The 16,579-nt window shown below is 47.2% G+C and carries 16 protein-coding genes and 1 pseudogene; 7 read left to right on the top strand and 10 right to left on the bottom strand.

Annotated elements, in window-relative coordinates; translation table 11 throughout:
- Nucleotides 1-105 precede the first annotated feature (105 nt).
- Entirely contained in the window at nucleotides 106-669 is a 564-nt protein-coding gene (locus U2F10_RS00835) for a Uma2 family endonuclease (RefSeq protein WP_499870202.1), read from the top strand.
- A 215-nt stretch (nucleotides 670-884) separates the two neighbouring features.
- Here U2F10_RS00835 and U2F10_RS00830 read toward each other — a convergent pair whose 3' ends face one another.
- Nucleotides 885-1,598, bottom strand: a complete 714-nt coding sequence (locus tag U2F10_RS00830) for a PEP-CTERM sorting domain-containing protein (protein WP_499870200.1) — start codon at nucleotides 1,596-1,598, stop codon at nucleotides 885-887.
- Nucleotides 1,599-1,820: 222 nt separating this feature from the next.
- Here U2F10_RS00830 and hisI point away from each other — a divergent pair, with 222 nt between their 5' ends.
- From hisI to U2F10_RS00815, 3 genes are all read left to right on the top strand, one after another.
- Nucleotides 1,821-2,300 carry a phosphoribosyl-AMP cyclohydrolase gene (hisI, locus tag U2F10_RS00825; RefSeq protein WP_499870199.1) on the top strand — a complete coding sequence of 160 codons (480 nt, stop codon included), beginning with the start codon at nucleotides 1,821-1,823 and terminating at the stop codon, nucleotides 2,298-2,300.
- A 29-nt stretch (nucleotides 2,301-2,329) separates the two neighbouring features.
- Nucleotides 2,330-3,262, top strand: a complete 933-nt coding sequence (locus tag U2F10_RS00820; RefSeq protein WP_163699087.1) for a RuBisCO small subunit-like domain-containing protein — start codon at nucleotides 2,330-2,332, stop codon at nucleotides 3,260-3,262.
- Nucleotides 3,263-3,613: 351 nt separating this feature from the next.
- A complete protein-coding gene (locus U2F10_RS00815) occupies nucleotides 3,614-4,522 on the top strand; it encodes a M23 family metallopeptidase (protein WP_499870197.1) in 909 nt (302 codons plus the stop codon).
- Between the two features lie 12 nt (nucleotides 4,523-4,534).
- Here U2F10_RS00815 and U2F10_RS00810 read toward each other — a convergent pair whose 3' ends face one another.
- Together U2F10_RS00810 and U2F10_RS00805 are read right to left on the bottom strand one after the other, a co-directional pair.
- On the bottom strand, nucleotides 4,535-4,750 hold the full coding sequence (locus U2F10_RS00810; protein WP_163665234.1) for a PIN domain-containing protein: 216 nt from the start codon (nucleotides 4,748-4,750) through the stop codon (nucleotides 4,535-4,537).
- A gap of 34 nt (nucleotides 4,751-4,784) precedes the next feature.
- On the bottom strand, nucleotides 4,785-4,976 hold the full coding sequence (locus U2F10_RS00805) for a type II toxin-antitoxin system VapB family antitoxin (protein ID WP_499870195.1): 192 nt from the start codon (nucleotides 4,974-4,976) through the stop codon (nucleotides 4,785-4,787).
- Between the two features lie 204 nt (nucleotides 4,977-5,180).
- Between U2F10_RS00805 and U2F10_RS00800 the strand changes: the two are divergent.
- Together U2F10_RS00800 and U2F10_RS00795 are read left to right on the top strand one after the other, a co-directional pair.
- Nucleotides 5,181-5,569 (top strand): annotated as a pseudogene (locus tag U2F10_RS00800) (M23 family metallopeptidase); the annotation flags it as partial.
- Between the two features lie 571 nt (nucleotides 5,570-6,140).
- Nucleotides 6,141-7,187 carry a reverse transcriptase family protein gene (locus tag U2F10_RS00795; RefSeq protein WP_499870193.1) on the top strand — a complete coding sequence of 349 codons (1,047 nt, stop codon included), beginning with the start codon at nucleotides 6,141-6,143 and terminating at the stop codon, nucleotides 7,185-7,187.
- Here U2F10_RS00795 and U2F10_RS00790 read toward each other — a convergent pair.
- The 6 genes from U2F10_RS00790 to U2F10_RS00765 all read right to left on the bottom strand — a co-directional run bounded on the left by U2F10_RS00790 (nucleotide 7,156) and on the right by U2F10_RS00765 (nucleotide 12,539).
- On the bottom strand, nucleotides 7,156-8,490 hold the full coding sequence (locus U2F10_RS00790) for a hypothetical protein (protein WP_499870191.1): 1,335 nt from the start codon (nucleotides 8,488-8,490) through the stop codon (nucleotides 7,156-7,158). The genes U2F10_RS00795 and U2F10_RS00790 overlap by 32 nt on opposite strands.
- Nucleotides 8,491-8,648: 158 nt before the next feature.
- Nucleotides 8,649-9,182, bottom strand: a complete 534-nt coding sequence (locus tag U2F10_RS00785) for a PIN domain-containing protein (RefSeq protein ID WP_499870189.1) — start codon at nucleotides 9,180-9,182, stop codon at nucleotides 8,649-8,651.
- Nucleotides 9,182-10,357, bottom strand: a complete 1,176-nt coding sequence (locus U2F10_RS00780; RefSeq protein ID WP_499870187.1) for a helix-turn-helix domain-containing protein — start codon at nucleotides 10,355-10,357, stop codon at nucleotides 9,182-9,184. The genes U2F10_RS00785 and U2F10_RS00780 overlap by 1 nt, the downstream gene beginning before the upstream one ends.
- 455 nt (nucleotides 10,358-10,812) lie before the next feature.
- Nucleotides 10,813-10,950 (bottom strand): hypothetical protein, encoded by a 138-nt coding sequence (locus U2F10_RS00775; RefSeq protein WP_499870186.1) that lies wholly within the window; start codon nucleotides 10,948-10,950, stop codon nucleotides 10,813-10,815.
- Between the two features lie 17 nt (nucleotides 10,951-10,967).
- Nucleotides 10,968-11,372, bottom strand: coding sequence for a PPC domain-containing DNA-binding protein (locus U2F10_RS00770; protein WP_499870184.1), 405 nt, complete (start codon nucleotides 11,370-11,372; stop codon nucleotides 10,968-10,970).
- 54 nt (nucleotides 11,373-11,426) lie between these two features.
- Nucleotides 11,427-12,539: a precorrin-8X methylmutase gene (locus U2F10_RS00765; RefSeq protein ID WP_499870182.1), complete on the bottom strand. Its 1,113-nt coding sequence runs from the start codon at nucleotides 12,537-12,539 to the stop codon at nucleotides 11,427-11,429.
- A gap of 83 nt (nucleotides 12,540-12,622) precedes the next feature.
- On the opposite strand from U2F10_RS00765, the gene U2F10_RS00760 reads away from it, so the two are divergent.
- Nucleotides 12,623-14,563, top strand: a complete 1,941-nt coding sequence (locus tag U2F10_RS00760) for a heavy metal translocating P-type ATPase (RefSeq protein ID WP_499870402.1) — start codon at nucleotides 12,623-12,625, stop codon at nucleotides 14,561-14,563.
- A 272-nt stretch (nucleotides 14,564-14,835) separates the two neighbouring features.
- On the opposite strand, the gene U2F10_RS00755 is transcribed toward U2F10_RS00760, so the two are convergent.
- Nucleotides 14,836-16,548: a protein adenylyltransferase SelO gene (locus tag U2F10_RS00755; protein WP_499870181.1), complete on the bottom strand. Its 1,713-nt coding sequence runs from the start codon at nucleotides 16,546-16,548 to the stop codon at nucleotides 14,836-14,838.
- Nucleotides 16,549-16,579: the final 31 nt, after the last annotated feature.

Here is a 16,579-nt window from a genome sequence, read left to right as displayed (position 1 = left end):
AACCAATGCAGTGTTTAGACTGCGACAACAGCTTAATGTATTAGTAAAATGGCAAGTAGAGGAACGGTAGCGTAGTCCTCGTACTCCTCTTATGGGAATCTGAAAATGGTACAAACTCCTTCTAAAACGCTGACGCTCGAAGAATTTCTACAGTTACCAGAAACAGAACCGGCTAGCGAGTACATTGATGGACTGATTATCCAAAAACCAATGCCACAAGGAGAGCATAGCGTCATTCAAACTGAATTAGCGCCCGCCATTAATTTGGCCGTCAAACCCCAGCAAATTGCCCGCGCTTTCACAGAATTACGCTGTACTTTTGGTGGACGCTCCACTGTACCCGATATTACTGTATTCCTATGGGCTAGAATTCCACGCAAGGAAAATGGCGGGGTGGCCAACGTTTTTGCAATTGCTCCAGATTGGACAATCGAAATTCTTTCACCGAATCAGAGCCAAACTAAAGTCACTAAAAATATTTTGCACTGCCTGAACCATGGCACTCAGATGGGGTGGTTGATTGATTCAGATGAACAATCCGTTTTGGTTCATCGACCGGATCAGCCGACTGTGGTTTATGACGAACCAGAAATGCAGTTGCCAGTACCGGAATTTGCTAAAAACTTTAACCTCACAGTAAAAGAGCTGTTTAACTGGTTAATGGAGTAAAACTGAGAACACTATCTGTCTGCCGATCATCTCAATAAAATGCCTGCTCGCTATCATCAGTCGTGATTCCGCGATCGCGTTTTCAATGCTGCTAGCTTGGATAGGCGGCTGGCTAGCCAGATAAGAGCTAATGCCAGCTAGCCATTAGCTCTACGTTTTAACCCTCTCAGCGCCGTCAATCGTTAATAATTCAGCGGTCTCCATACAGACTTGGCTTACCCTTTAGAGCGCTGCAAACGGCGAGCCAGCAGTGCGATCGCACCCAGTCCAAGTAATGCGCCTGGTTCAGGCACCTTGGTCGCAATCATCCGTTGGCCAAGCTGATCGCCTGCTCCCGGATCATCCAGAAGCTGTGCCCGCGTACGGGTAAAGAAAGCCACATCGAGGTGAGTGCCAAAGCCTATCGGCAGATCAGGAAATTCATCGCCAAAATCAGTCAGGTGAACATGGGGGACGGGTTCTCCATCCGGAGCCGGAGCCGCCGACCAGAAATTTAGCCCCGTTGCCCCGATGGCCTCCCCTGCTTCATCAAATAGGACGGTGTATTCTCCAATATCAATGCCATTTGGCTCATTGAAAAAGCCATCTTGCAGAATTTCACCCGTTTGGGTATCGAAATTAAAGTTGAACCCCGAATAGGTGAGGTGGTTATCCTCAAACGCTTGAATCAGATTGCCTTGGGGATCATAGAAGGCGATGTCAAATGCCTCTAAATCGTCACCTCGCACAATTCCGTCTTCATAGGTTTGGGCATCGTCGTAGCTAAATTGCCCCTCAGCGCTATAACCCAGAATTTGCCCCGTCCATGAAAGGCGAAAGGTGACCGCCTGGGCTGGAGCCAGGGTACCTAGACTAAGGGCCGTGCCGATTGCAATCGCACCACCTAGCTTGCCGGTAAGGGAAACGATTGACTTGCCAAAACTGGACATCGAGAAAACCTCAATCTCTAATTAGAATGATTATCATTCTCACAATATGCGAATATACAGAGGTGGATGTGAACTCTTTGTAAAGTTGGTGTCTGCAAATTTAAAGCAAACCGAGAAAGCGGTTTCCGCAGTTCCTAAATCAACGGCCAATCAACGCTCTCAGGCTCAACTGAGGCAACCTATTTGCTCTAGACCCGATTTGTCATTGTTACTCTCTGTCCTATGTCATCTCCATTTGTTGCCCGTACCTCGGTTGAAGCTGTCGAAGAGGGGGGGCTCCTGGCTCCTAAGTTTGACGCCCATGGGCTTATCCCCGTTGTCACCACAGATGCTGACACCGGGGAGGTTTTGATGCACGCCTACATGAACGAAGCCGCATTGTTAAAAACCCTGGAAACAGGTGAAGCCCATTACTACAGCCGCAGCCGTCAGCGGCTCTGGCACAAGGGAGCCACCAGTGGTTTGGTGCAAAATGTGCAGCAATTGTTGATTGACGATGATCAAGATTGCCTATGGATGAAGGTCAAAGTGGCCGGTTCAGGGGCCAGTTGCCATGTGGGCTATCGCTCTTGCTTTTACCGCGAAATTTCTCTTGGTGAGGGCGATCTGGCGGGTCCCGTTACTCTCACCTTTACAGAAACCTCCAAAACGTTTAACCCCGTCGCCGTCTATGGGGATGCGCCTAATCCCACTCAACTTTAAACTGAGGACAGTAAACTGAGGACAGTACCATGCCGCTGCGTCACCAACCCGCTCCACCCACTCCCTGGGATAGCGATCTGGATCAACCTGATATTGCTGCATCTGCCTATGTCCATCCTCAGTGCAGTCTGATTGGAGATGTGCAACTGGGTGAAAATGTAATGGTCGCCCCCAATACCTCTATTCGTGCGGATGAAGGGGCTCCCTTTTACATTGGTGCGAATACCAATATTCAGGATGGGGTGGTTATCCATGGGTTAGAGCAGGGACGCATTTTAGGGGATGACCAGCAAGCCTACTCGGTATGGATTGGCCATGATACCTGCATTACCCACATGGCGTTGATCCATGGTCCCGCTTACGTTGGCAATGAGTGTTTTATTGGCTTTCGCTCGACGGTGTTTAATGCCCAGGTGGGCCACGGCTGCATTGTGATGATGCACGCCCTGATCCAGGATGTGGAGATTCCTGCGGGTAAGTATGTGCCTTCAGGAGCGGTGATTACCACACAGCAAGCTGCTGACCGGTTGCCGGATGCTAACGATAGCGATCGCAGCTTCTCTCACCACGTGGTCGAAATCAATCAAGCCTTACGGGCCGGATATCGCTGTGCAAACGATATCGCCTGCGTCACCCCTTTTCAGAATGCGGTCTCCGGTAATGGCTCTCGATCGATGCCGCAAAATGGCAAGGCGGCTCCGTTACAGACAGACATCATAGACATCATCCGGCAACAACTCCACCAAGGCCACCGCATTGGCCTGGAATTTGCCGATGCAAGACGATTCAACGTGGGTTCTTGGCAGAGTGGCCCGACAATTACCAGTGCCCATGAGGCTCAGGTGCGAACCCAGGTGGAACAGTTTTTGGCCAGTCATCCTGGTGACTATGTAAGATTGTTGAGCATTGACCCTAGGGCAAAACAGCGTCAGCTAGAGAAAGTAATTCAAAAGCCAGAGTAAGCATCAAAGGTTAAATCATTGGCCAGTAAGGGATGCGAATTTTGAAATCCCGATGGATACGGATATTCCAACAATGTCGTGCCAAACAACAATGCGATAACCTGATTAATCGACCCCGCCGTAACCCCTACTTTAATGCAATTGAGGACAACCCAGTAGGTTGGGTCCTAGGGCGGCCTCCCGGCCCTAGCCATGGGGGTTTGGGGAACTCGGAGGGACCCCAAGCAACCGGTTTTGGGTCCCTCCGATCATATCTCGATTAAGTATGAACGAAGTAATAAGCCTTACAGATTTTCTCATACTCGGATCAAGAAACTGGTAAATTTGTTATCCATCCCAATCACAACAGCTATGAAGCCGCCCAAAATTAGTCCTGTCATTACCTCCCGCCTGGGGCGTCGCGCTTTTCTCGCGATGACAGGGGTTATGATCGGCACAGTCGCCAGCGGTAGCCTTTGGAGTCCTGCGGCCCATGCTTACGATGTCACCCTCTCGCCAACGAACCCAAGGCTGGGCGATACTATCTCGGTAGTGATCTCCGGCGCTTCAGCGGCTAGTACTGCCCCGGTTGTTTCGGTCAATGGCACTGATTATCCCAGCTTTCTGGTATCCGGCAATCGCTACCGAGCCTTTATTCCCACCAGTCCGCTCGATACTCCCGGACGTCTGACGTTGGATGTTTCTGCGGCAGGCTCATCGCGCCGCCTAACGGTAAACCTGGCGGGTCGCTCCTTTGCCACCCAGCGCATTTGGCTTCCGGCGGGTAGCACCGACCTGGGGACCGATCATGAATTTGACCGCGTTGCTGAATTTAAGCGCATCGTCACACCAGAACGTCACTGGCAAGGGGCGCTGACCCGTCCTAGCCAGGGCTACGTCAGTACTGTATTTGGAGTCCGGCGATATTACAACGGCGAGTTCGCCGAGAACTATTACCACCGAGGTGTGGACTATGCTGCTGCTACCGGGTCGCCGGTTGTTTCTCCAGCGGCGGGTTATATCCGGCTGGTGGGGCGGGTGGTTGATGGCTTCGAGCTACATGGCAACACCATCGGTATTGACCATGGTCAAGGCGTGTTGAGCATTATGATTCACCTGAGTCGCATCGACGTTGCTGAAGGAGACTTTGTTAACGCCGGACAGGTGATTGGCGGTGTGGGGTCAACGGGCGCATCAACTGGCCCGCACCTGCACTGGGGTCTTTACGTGAATGGGGTGGCAGTGGATCCAGTTCCCTGGCGTTTTGAAGGTGTTGAGTAGTCTTTATGAGCTTTACTCTGGCGTAAGAATAGTATCGAGACCAAGATGCTTCACAAAGGGGAGAAAGTCTCGATCTGAGAATAATAAAGAATGTTTCTCTTCAATACAGAACGTGGCAATAATCACGTCGATTGTTTTTCGAATGGTAATGCCTTGTTTTCTTAGGGTGCGAAAATTATCGGCACTTCTTATTGCTAAGTGGGTATTCGTGAGTTGAAATACGGTCAATGATAAGAGGATGTCTTTAGCTGTTGCATAGTCTTTATCCTGTTCTCATCTGATTGAGGTCACCTTCCCAAGGTAGCTTGTCTCGAAAAGCTTTGATTTTTTCTTGTCGTTTGAGTTGTATTAGCATTTTTAGGGCTAATTCGATGACTTGATCGGTAGCGGTTAGACCAGTAGTTTGTAATGCATCGGCGATTAAGGCTTCGTCTATTTCAACGCTGGTTTTCATGACTTTCTTAATAGATTAGCTTTAGGTTGTTTGAGTATTAGGCTATAAATCATTGCTACAAATAGCTATCAACTACAGTGATAGTTCATCTGCATTATAACCAAGTAACTATTCTGAGTGCCTTAGCATACTATTCTCTAGTGATTTCTTAATCTGGATTAAAACCTATGAAACGTCAGGTTAGACACATCAACTGAGTGAATGGGCTACGTCAGTACCGTATTTGGCGTTCGGCGATATTACAATGGCGAGTTTGCCGAAAATTATTACCACCGAGGTGTGGACTATGCTGCCGCCACCGGGTCGCCGGTTGTTTCTCCAGCGGAGGGTCACATTCAGCTGGCCGGACGGGGGGTGATGGCTTCGAACTCCACGGCAACACCATCGGTATTGACCACGGTCAGGGTGTGTTGAGTATTATGATTCACCTGAGCCGCATAGATGTTGCCGAAGGAGACTTTGTCACCGCTGGACAGGTGATTGGCGGTGTGGGGTTAACGGGCGCATCAACTGGCCCGCACCTGCACTGGGGTCTTTACGTGAATGGAGTGGCAGTGGATCCGGTTCCCTGGCGCTTTGAGGGGGTTGAGTAGTCTTTTGTTGTCTTACAAGCAGCAAAAAAAGCTTGATTGATGACAGTCATCGAGTCATACAGTTATTTAACTTTTGCATCAACTTATCCTGACGACTATGTTTGATTGTTGAGCATTGACCCTAGGGCAAAACAGCGTCAGCTAGAACGCATAATTCAGAAGCCGGAGTGAGTCTTAAAAAGAGAATTCTGTGCCACAGTGTGCTTCGTAGAATTTTTGAATTCTGTTAACATTTTCTACAGTCATCTGTCGTTAACGGTTTGCGCCTCACCGGACGGGTTAGATACTCGCATCACAACCAATACAATTCAGATCCGTTCCGCGTACAGGCGCTTGTTATGCATATCTAGGTAGACAGAATTAATTACAGAACAAATTGCTGTCCTCGTCTTGAATATGGTCACCTAGATTGTAGAATCCTTTGCACACAACTTATCTCTAGACAAGGAAAATGCTGATCCAAGTAGTGGTCGCTACCAAGGAAAAGTGATAAATTGTATTACCTGCTTGGAATGGGCTTGATGCGCAGCTTGCTGCGTCGGGCGGCCTTGTCGCTCATACATGAAGCTATGTGTTTCGTTCCAAGCGGGTCTCTATTGAGCCATATAATGAAATGGTATCGAATTCACCTAAATTAACGTGGCTGCAATTTGATAAACTAAAGAAGGTTGATCAGGCACTTCTCTACCTACAGTGTTCGCCTGAATTAGTACAAGATGTGTTGCATAGCCCAGAAAAGTACTATGAGCCTATTCGTATAAAACGCCGAAGAGGTTCAGGCAAACCAAGAATCGTTTATAAGGTTCACAATGACCTGAGAAGGCTTCATCGATCTATTTCACTTGGCCTAGCCCCACATATACAGAACCTACCTCCTACCGTACAAGGTTTCAGAGAGCAATACAATATCGTAACAAATGCATCTATGCACTGTGGGCAAGCAGAACTTGTCACTGCTGATATTCGTGATTTTTTTGGTTCAATTACAACAAGAAAAGTTCAGGCCCTCTTCGAAAGCCTGGGAACATCATTCCATGTCGCACTTATGTTGGCAAGGCTCTGTACACTCAACGATAGCCTGGTCCAAGGGGGAAGAGCCAGTCCGGCGATAGCAAACCTTGTTGCGTATTCTTTAGATAATACGCTTTTGAGTACTTTCCCAAATGTAAAATATTCAAGATACGTAGATGATCTTGCTTTTTCTGGTGACAAGTGTCCGTCCAAAACTGAAATACAGGCTTCTCTAAAGTTGCACAATTTTACTTTGAAGGAAGGCAGCTTCAAACTCACCACCTCTGGAAATGGTCAATATGTCACAGGACTTAATGTAGATGGGCAACGACCTAAAGTGCCTCGTCGAGAGCGACGCTTAATTGACAGGGCATTGCATGTCGGAGACCGATACTCATTGGAGCAACATTATATTAATATCTACAAACGAGATCCTACTCCAGAAGATCTAGATTGGTATGCCAATAAACACCTTTTGGGTAAGATTACCTCTTATGGTCGTGTAGATCCAGAACTCTACAATCAATGGCGCTCGAAACTTGCTGACATAGTTGCTAAGGAATCATTGTTGATAGTTATGAAGAAAATTCAAACCACTTCTCAATAGAATCTTCTTGTGTAGCAAACTGGTGCATATCCCACTTACAAACACATCTAATTTTTTGGTGAATACTGAACAACTCATGTGAAGAATTAAACTCGCCCACTAACTCCAAAACCCATTCAGAGATTATATGTGCAAGCATCAGTAAGTCATCGTCATTTGAAGGAGATATAATATCTTCTGGAACTGTTACAGGATATAAGATTTTTTTCAATGATTCGTATACAACTATTCGAGTGCAGTTATGGTCTCTAAAACTTGACATTTTAAGCGTGCGTCTTGCCAACCATCTTTCTTTTACTTGCTGCCTACGTGCTGAAGGAACAGATCCATAGGCAATATACACATCAAAATCAAGCTTACTCAGAGAATCTAGAAAAAACTCTGAACGAAAGACGTTATTTAGATTACGATCATCAGAATATCGTGGGTGATTCAATACTTGTTCAATCTTTTCTTGAATAAGGTGTCGGACCTCATCAATACAATTGAATCTCATTACTACTGCTGCAGTTAATTCATCTCTACTTATAACTGCAGCAACTCTCTCTCCAACAGTTCCTCGCTGATTGTACTCAGTAGCAACTTTGCTCAGATAAAGATCATTGACTAAGCAGTCGAAATCATAGCGCGATAAACAGCGATCTATAAGATTATTTTGTGATGAAACTTCAGCGATCTTTAGGGTCGCAACTCCTACTACGAGTTCTGGATCAAGGTTAAGACATCGACTATCATCTTTTACATATTTGATGAGCTCTAGCTTCATTTCTTCATAGCTCATCTCAGAAAAGGCCCAAGAGCATGATTCAAGAAACTCCTTCTCAAGATTATTAGTACAGATATAAGCTAATGCTTCACTTGCTGATATATTCTCTTGTGAAGAGGCAAATGATTGAATTAAGGTTATTAGCTCACTAACGTCTTCCGGTGTTAAAGCTTCCCCACTCAGCCAGTTCTCTAATTTCTGATTCTTTAAGTTTCCAAGCTCAGCTGTAGTCCGAAATATAAAATAACTGTCATATCCATGATGATGATTATGTTGAAATCCTTGGGCAAAGTTAAGTACGGTGGAAGTGAGTGCATTTGATGCATCTGTAATTCTCTTTGCTAAGTCCTTAACCTGCTCCTCAACAAGAGCGTTATGGGCAATCATCAGATCAATATCCTCATTGCCTTCACACCAGATAAGTTCACCCTCTTTAAGAGAAAGCCATCTTTCAAAAGTGCATAAAAACTGAAAGCAGTATCCTCGAATACTGGGAGTCGCAGCACGCTTAGGATTTCGTAGGTCAGGCCTTTCCATCTACAACCAGGGCAGCTTGAGATAATAATTTATATGGTATCGCCTTCTCTTGTATAACGGTTGCAGTCAGCGATTGCAAGAAAATCAAACTTAGCAATAGCAAATGCCTTCAATCCGCTGAACTCCAATTGTTATACTGTCGTAGCGACTAAAGCGGCTTATGCGATATATCCCATCATCCATCTCCTTCTTGCCGCCTCGTTAGCCAGGTCAGTCTTAATAATGAAATTATTATTTGCTAGGGTTTTCTGAATTGGTCTAAGCTCATGATCTCCTAAGTGGTTCTCCAAATAGGCTTCTATAATAATCTCTACTAACTGAGTAATACTACCTGTAGGCATTTGAATATGTCGCTGAATATAGTTGATGGCTTTTTTGTCATCTGTCATTACTTTGCCGCCAATGCGTTTAGCAACAACAAAACAGGACAGTTCTGCATCGCTTGCACGTTTTGACTGAGGGACTTTTGACATCTCAACTAAATCTTCTATCTCTAGGGGAAATCTTTCAATCTCACTAGAACTGATTAATTTTTTGTAATAAGCTTGGCTGTTCGCATGCCCTTGCTCAAATTCTAATTGTACGTACACCGTAGTAATCACGGAATACCCAAGCAACCTAAGAAGGTGAAAGCGATCAATATACATAAAATGAATAATCGCACAAGTATCAATGGCTACTACCTCCTTCACTAACTATTCACCTCCAAAAAAGTTAGAAGTTCATGCAGAAGTTGATAACCATCTTCTAAGGGCAGCAACATCATATCTAAAAGCTTATGATAAGTAATTTCCCCTCTCCTATATGCTTCTGTACAAAGATCAATGAAATGCCAAGATAAACCCTGACGTATAATCTGTGTTGATTTTTCTCGCATGCCTGAAGATAACGTTGGTGGAGTCTCTGGATCGAATTTTTCGTTATGTTTAATAACCAAACGCCTCTCTTTGAACAATCGCTTCTGTAAATTTCCATCAATCCATTTAAGTTCGGATAAACGTATAATTATTACCTGAGAACTAACTCGAAAGCGGTCAGCAATCTGACGAATAAGACCGATCCAAGCATCATAAGTATCTACAGGTGAATAATCTGATTCGATTTTTTGTTTCGGAACCAAAAAGTTACCAGCAAAACTATTAGCTCTCCACTCAAGCTCAGATCTGTTATTTGAAGACTTTAGATATGTAACTTCCTGTCCCTGGGATGAGTCAAATAGAGCATGGCAGTATTCATGAGCAGCAGAAAAATTCTGTCGATACAAATCATCGAGGTAATTGATAAGAATACAGTGGCCAGCAATCGGATGATTAATGTACAAGCCAGAGATATTTTTATCTTCTAGTTGACGCTTGAAAATATGAATACCTTGATTTCGAATTAACTCAAATATATTTTCTATGGGTCCTTTTAATAGTTGCAAGCGTTCTCTTTCAAAAGTACTAGCTTCTTCACCTTGCCTCTTAAAATACCTATGACTAAATGGGTGCTGTCCATAATCGGGAATTTTCTTAGGCTGATGCTGAAATATTTCTCGCTCTAGTAAATCTTCATACTCACAAAGTCGAATAAATTCCTGAATAGCTATGCGGTCGCTTTTGGAGAGTGCAGCATTTTGCCGAAACATTTCTTGAACTTCCGACTCTGCTGATGGATAATCACCTGTGACAAAATATCTAAAATCACGACGGTACATAACGGCTAATAATACTAGCTGATCACCAGTAATTCTGTTTCTTCCTGTTTCAATATCTAAATACTCCTGCAAATCTATCTGAAGACGCGATGCAGACTCTTGCGGAGTAATTAAAAGGCTTTCTCTCGCATCCTTTAGCTTTTTACCTAAAACTGCATAATCAAATGCCATCGCTACCGAGGGAAACAGAAACTCAATCTTAACTTATTTGGCAAACCGTAATTCTTGTAATGTGATTACTGCAATTCAACGCTTTTAGAGCCCCGAATCATACAGACTGGGTTGATCAACTGCCTCAACCAGAGTATGAGGCAGTATAACTCTTATTAAACTGATAGTTTCAATCCATCTGCCCGAAACAGGGTGGATATGTTGATTATTCCCAGTATATCTCGCCAAATTGGTTGGATACACTGAAGTTTGTCCATATAGTACGCTCATATTGGATGAACATATTGTAATTTTCAGTATAGCTGTCGAGTTTTCTCAGTAAGGTTTTCTGATTGCAGGTCAAGATAAACACATTTGTTCTGTGCCTACCACCTATGGGCACTCAACCGAGAAAGCTACTGGACCAAGTCAGAGACCAGATTCACTTAAAGCATTACTCCTATCGTGCTGATTTACTACCGATGCCAGCGAACTTTTCCATCTGGTTGATCAACCAACGTAATCCCCATTGCAGTCAGCCAGTCGCGAATATCATCCGCCGCTTCAAAATCACGTTGCCAACGGACCGGCGGTAGATATGATGAGGATCGCACTTACTCCTTTCCGATTTCTAGCTAGTAATTGTTAGCTCTCTGTATCCGGTGAGTGGATCAATCTCCCGCTTAAAGATAGCGTTAGGCACAATCCCCAAGATTATCTCTGCTGTCGTATAAATGTTCGAGCCATCCATCAAATGACCACCGATGACCTGGCCTTCACTATCTGATACGACAATATGCAAGTGAACACCATGCTGGGAGAGTGTACCTTCTAGCGACACTATCTCTAGCGGTTGTTCAAAAACTGTTCCTTCTGGTTGATTGGCAAATCGGAGCGCTGCTTTGCGTAAACTACCCACACAACTCAGCATATAAGCGGCATCTATTTTTTGGTCGATACAGTATCTCAACAAAGATTGTTTGAGATCCTCTCCAGGCTTAAGACGAATAGCAATCACATCCACATCTTTTTCCACGGGTATAGCGCTTACAAAGTCTAACAACTGAATGGATTACTGCAATCTGCATATCTAAGGACGGGTGAGGTAGCAGTGGCAATCAGGTTTTTCTATGAGGGTTTCCACTAGTGCATTCAGGGTAACTGCCGCCAAAAGACCACCTCCCAAACTGCCTTGAATGGTGATGTAGGGCACTGGCAGCGACATCAACTGGCGCTTGGCTGCAGGAGCATGACTAAAGCCAATGGGCATACCAATCACAAGAGCAGGTTGAAGTTTTCCCTGGTCAATCCACTGGCAGGCAGCCAGCAAGACCGAAGGGGCATACCCCACCATCAGCACACAGCCTGCCGGGGCTTCCTGCAGCCGTTGCTGCCAGAGATTATCTCGCCAAAATGCTTGCTCGGCATCAGCGGCTCCGGCGATGTGGGGGTCATCAATCAGCGTTGTCACGGGATTTCCTAGATGGGCTAGCCGTGTCTGATCCAGGGTGGTAGCAACAGCGGGGACATCCACGACAACAGAACAGCCTGCTTTGAGGGCAGTACGGGCAGCGGCGACAGCCTCGTGACCGAAGCGCACAAAACTGATAAGGCTGACATCGCCGCAGGCCAACACCAATTGATGCAACAGGTGAACCGTAATTTCAGAGTAGTGAGATAAATCGGGCAGTAACAGCTTCAACGACTCCTGAAATTGCTCCGGATGTGTGGTGACTTCGGTATCGAAATGACTCCAGATCTGATCCAGTTGCCCCAATCCGGCTTGGACATCGACATCTAATTGCTTCAGCTGCGATAGCGCTTCTGCCTGGGCGATCTGACAGTTGCGATCGCGCCCCAACAGACCTTCTAGTGCAGCTGCTGTTTGGCGGAGCTGGGTCATCTGTTGTATGACCGTATGGTATTGCTGCTGTAGCTGGATGATCAATGTAGTATCCAGGGTGGCTTCAGGGTGGCTGTCTAAAAGCTGGCGAATGTGAGACAACTGAAACCCCTGCTGCTTCAGTGCCATTACCCGCCGCAATCGTTGCACATCCTGCTGGGTATACAGCCGGTAGTTACCTTCAGACCGCTGGGGCTGAGGCAGTAAGCCAAGGGTATGGTAGTGCCGCACCATGCGCGGGGTGACGCCACCCCCCACGGCATCCGTCAGTTCTTTAATCGTCAGATGGTCTGTCTTCATTCATTGAGTTTACAGCAACCTTGACATTGACACTAATGTCAAGGTTTATGCTGGCGGATAGTTTTTATTGGACAGATCAGATTATGGCTGCCAGAGCCCTTGCATCACCCCGTCTCTCGGCTTTATTTAAGGATGTATTCAAGCACCATCCCGAGGCCGTCGCTGCGATCGCCTGCGCCATCCTGGTATTGCTGGGCTGGCAGTCCCTCAATTTTGGCTGGGTGGGAGGAGGCCTTTTGATCCTGACGGCAGCTTACGTTATTGGCGGTTTGGACAGCGCCCGTGACGGTATTACAACTCTGTTACAAGAGAAAGAGCTGGATGTTGATTTGCTGATGATCGTGGCGGCGCTGGGCGCTGCCAGTTTGGGGCTATGGCAGCAGGAATACTACCTGATCGTCGATGGAGGCGTCCTGATCTTGATCTTTGCCATTAGTGGGGCTCTAGAAGGCTACGCCATGCAGCACACCGAGCGCAGTATCCAGGGGCTGATGAGCTTAACAACAGATACCGCCCGACTTCTGAACCACGGGCAGGAGCGCACTGTCCCCATTGCCCGTCTTAAGGTGGGCGATCTCATTTTGGTCAAGCCGGGAGAGCTGGTGCCCACCGATGGTGTAGTGGTAGACGGCGCGAGTATCCTCAACCAGGCTTCGATTACGGGAGAATCTGTGCCCGTAGAGAAAACCATTGGGGATGAAGTCTTTGCGGGTACGCTGAATGGCCATGGGGTACTGCGGATCAAGCTGCATCAACCGCCGGAAAGCAGCTTAATTCAGCGGGTAATCCGGCTGGTGCAGCAGGCCCAGACAGAAGCACCTCCCTCTCAGCAATTTATCGAGCGGTTTGAGCGGGGCTACGCCAAAGTGATTGTTATTACCGGAATACTACTAGGCATACTACCCCCTTTCCTGCTGGGATGGACCTGGGAAGAAACGATTTATCGAGCGCTGATTTTTCTGGTGGTAGCCTCCCCCTGTGCCCTGATGGCCTCGATTATGCCCACATTGCTATCGGGCATTGCCAACGGAGCCCGTCGAGGCATTCTGTTCAAGAACGGGGCACAGTTAGAGCAGATTGGACGTGTGCGTGCGATCGCATTTGATAAAACCGGCACTCTAACCACAGGCCATCTGCAGGTTGTGAACATGGTAGCGGCTCAGCCCACCTCAACCCAACTCCTACAGGTAGCAGCCGCGCTGGAGAGTCTGTCGGAACATCCCATTGGGGACGCCATTGTTCAGGCAGCCCGCCAGCAAAACCTCATCTGGGCAACAGCCACCAACGCTCAGGCCCAGGCTGGACAGGGCCTCACCGCCAATCTGGAGGGTCAAAGAGCCGTAGTCGGTAAAGCGGCCTTTGTTCGCACACAGGTAAAGACCATTTCTCCCCATTGGCTGGAACAAAGCCAGCAGTGGGAATCAGAGGGTAAAACAGTGGTCTGGGTTGCCCAGGCAGGAGAACTGTTGGGACTGATTGCCGTAGCTGATATCGTTCGACCTGCCGCTGCCCAGGCTGTGGCCCGCCTCAAACAGTTGGGTATAGAGCATGTGGTCATGCTGACGGGGGACAATCCCCGCACCGCCAGCAGCATCGCAAAGCAGGTTGGTGTGGATCAGGTTTACGCAGAACTGTTACCCGAAGATAAAGTCGAGGTGATTCGTAAACTTCAGCAGCAGTATCAGAGCGTTGCCATGGTTGGAGATGGCATCAATGATGCCCCAGCCCTGGCCCAGGCCACCGTTGGTATTGCCATGGGGGCGGCGGGTAGCGATGTGGCGCTGGAAACCGCTGATATTGTGTTGATGGGCGATCGCCTAGAGCGGTTAGAACATGCGATTCATTTAGGTCGTCGCGCCCAGAGCATCGTGAAGCAAAATATTGTCTTTGCCCTGAGTTTTGTCGTGATTTTGTTAATCCTGAATTTTGCAGGCAATATCACGCTGCCGTTTGGTGTGCTAGGCCATGAAGGCTCCACAGTGCTCGTCACATTAAGTGGATTGCGATTGTTGATAAATAGATAAGGGATGCGCGGGAAAATAATCTACCTGTTGAGAGGCTTGGTGACAATTGGTTCCCCTTCGTAAGGGGAACCGTCAGGGAGGGGTTTTCGATACTAGCGCTGTTGGTCGAACCCCCTCCGCCTACGGCACCTCCCCTTCGTAAGGGGAGGAAATCCTACAACACAATTTCAAACGGGTATTCTATTTATTGGCAGATCCCTAAGACGCTGGAGCATCCGCGACTCTGCAAGTACGATATGACGCTCATGCGCTGATCGACAGCCCGCGCGTCATCAAGATGAACAACTATAGTGCGACACGCCACCAACGTCAGAAAACGCGCTAGGTCTTAGACGATAGTATTTATCTTCTACCTCTTGTGATTGCTCATCATAGGGATAACTAAATACTGCTTGCAACTCTTTAACTAACGTGTAGTCACCCTGCATGGCTTGTTGATAGGCAGGGACAACCAACCACTCTCGCCATGTATATTTTGGGTTAGTCTGTTTCATCTTTGTGGATATCTCAGCCAAATTGCCCTCGTTAATGAGACCGCGCCAGCTTTTTAGCCAAGCTTGCCATTGTTCCTCAAATTGTTGTGACGTTTTGCCATAGAAGCTCTTTTTCAAGGCTGAGATATCGTCTGGTATGTGGGATAACTCGCGGAAGAAAATGGTGTAATCCACATCTGAGTGGGTCATTAGCTGCATTAATGTCTGAAACAGCTCTGGGTTAAATTCAGTTAAGCCAAGTTTGGCCGCCCACATTGTTTGGAGTTGTTGTTGCATGGCTTCTGCAAAGCCACGGCCTACTTGGTCGAACTGTTCTAACGCGTCAGCATCGCCCGCCAGTAACGGTCTCACAGTTTTCCAAAACATGTAATAATTCGCTTCTGCTGCGTTCGGCTGATTGATGAATGCAAAGTGTTCGCCGCCACCAGTCCAAGGTTGAAACCAAGGGTCAAAAATTTCGCAAAACCCAAAGGGGCCATAGTCGAGGGTAAAGCCACCAGCGGCGCAGTTATCACTATTAAAATTACCCTGGCAATAACCAACACGTAGCCAATGGGTCACCAGTGACGTCAGACGCTGGCGAAATAGCTTAGCTAACTCAACTAATTGATCTGCAAAACCAAGAGTTTGATTAATATCGCTTTTGTATTCTCGCTCAATTAAATGGGACACTACCATGCGCAACTCTTCTGATGCTTTTGGATGGGCATTGCTGCGATCGCGACGAGCAAATAACTCCAGCTGACCAACGCGCAAAAAAGATGGTGCAACGCGAGTTGAAATGGCTACCGGATTGTCCACCAAAACATCAGGCTCAAGCGAGCAAGAGTCTTGGGAATACCAAGGCCGGGTAACGGTCTCAGATTTAGAAACATACAGGGCCAAGGAGCGCGATGTGGGCACACCTAACGCGTGCATGTATTCTTGCGCTAGAAACTCACGCACACTTGACCGTAGTACTGCGCGCCCGTCGGCACCACGGCAATAAGGTGTTGGGCCACCCCCTTTCAATTGCATTTCCCAACGCTGGCCATTGATGATTCCTTCAAATATAGATATTGCTCGACCATCACCATAACCATTACCCGTACCGAATGGACAATTTTGGATATATTCGGTGCCATAAATCGACAGTGCATACCCTGTCGCCCAACCCACATGACGCATCGGCCCATGGGCGACAGAGAGATCACCAGAAAATAATTGCCGAAATTTTTCATCCAGCGCCAGCTGATCGCTCAACCCAAGTTCTTTAAAAAAGGTGCTGCTGTGGGCTACATATTCGGGTTCTGCAAGCGGCATGGGTGCCACAGGTACAAAATGACCTGAAAAAACCTGGCGGGCACGGTGATCATCCCCATCGACCGTGGCATCAGGATCGGCATTTAAGGTATCCATCAGGGAATAGTCTGCTAATTGCACAAACTCGTCGAAGGTGGTTACGCAGGGCTCAGCAGAAGCCTCTGCTGAGGGTGTAGATGGATATGACATTGTCGCTGGCGAGGGAAAGATTTATGTTTAA

Source organism: Leptothoe sp. EHU-05/26/07-4 (genome assembly GCF_043421015.1).
Lineage (GTDB): Bacteria > Cyanobacteriota > Cyanobacteriia > Phormidesmidales > Phormidesmidaceae > Leptothoe > Leptothoe turfae.
This window is presented reverse-complemented; position numbering and strand designations above follow the sequence as displayed.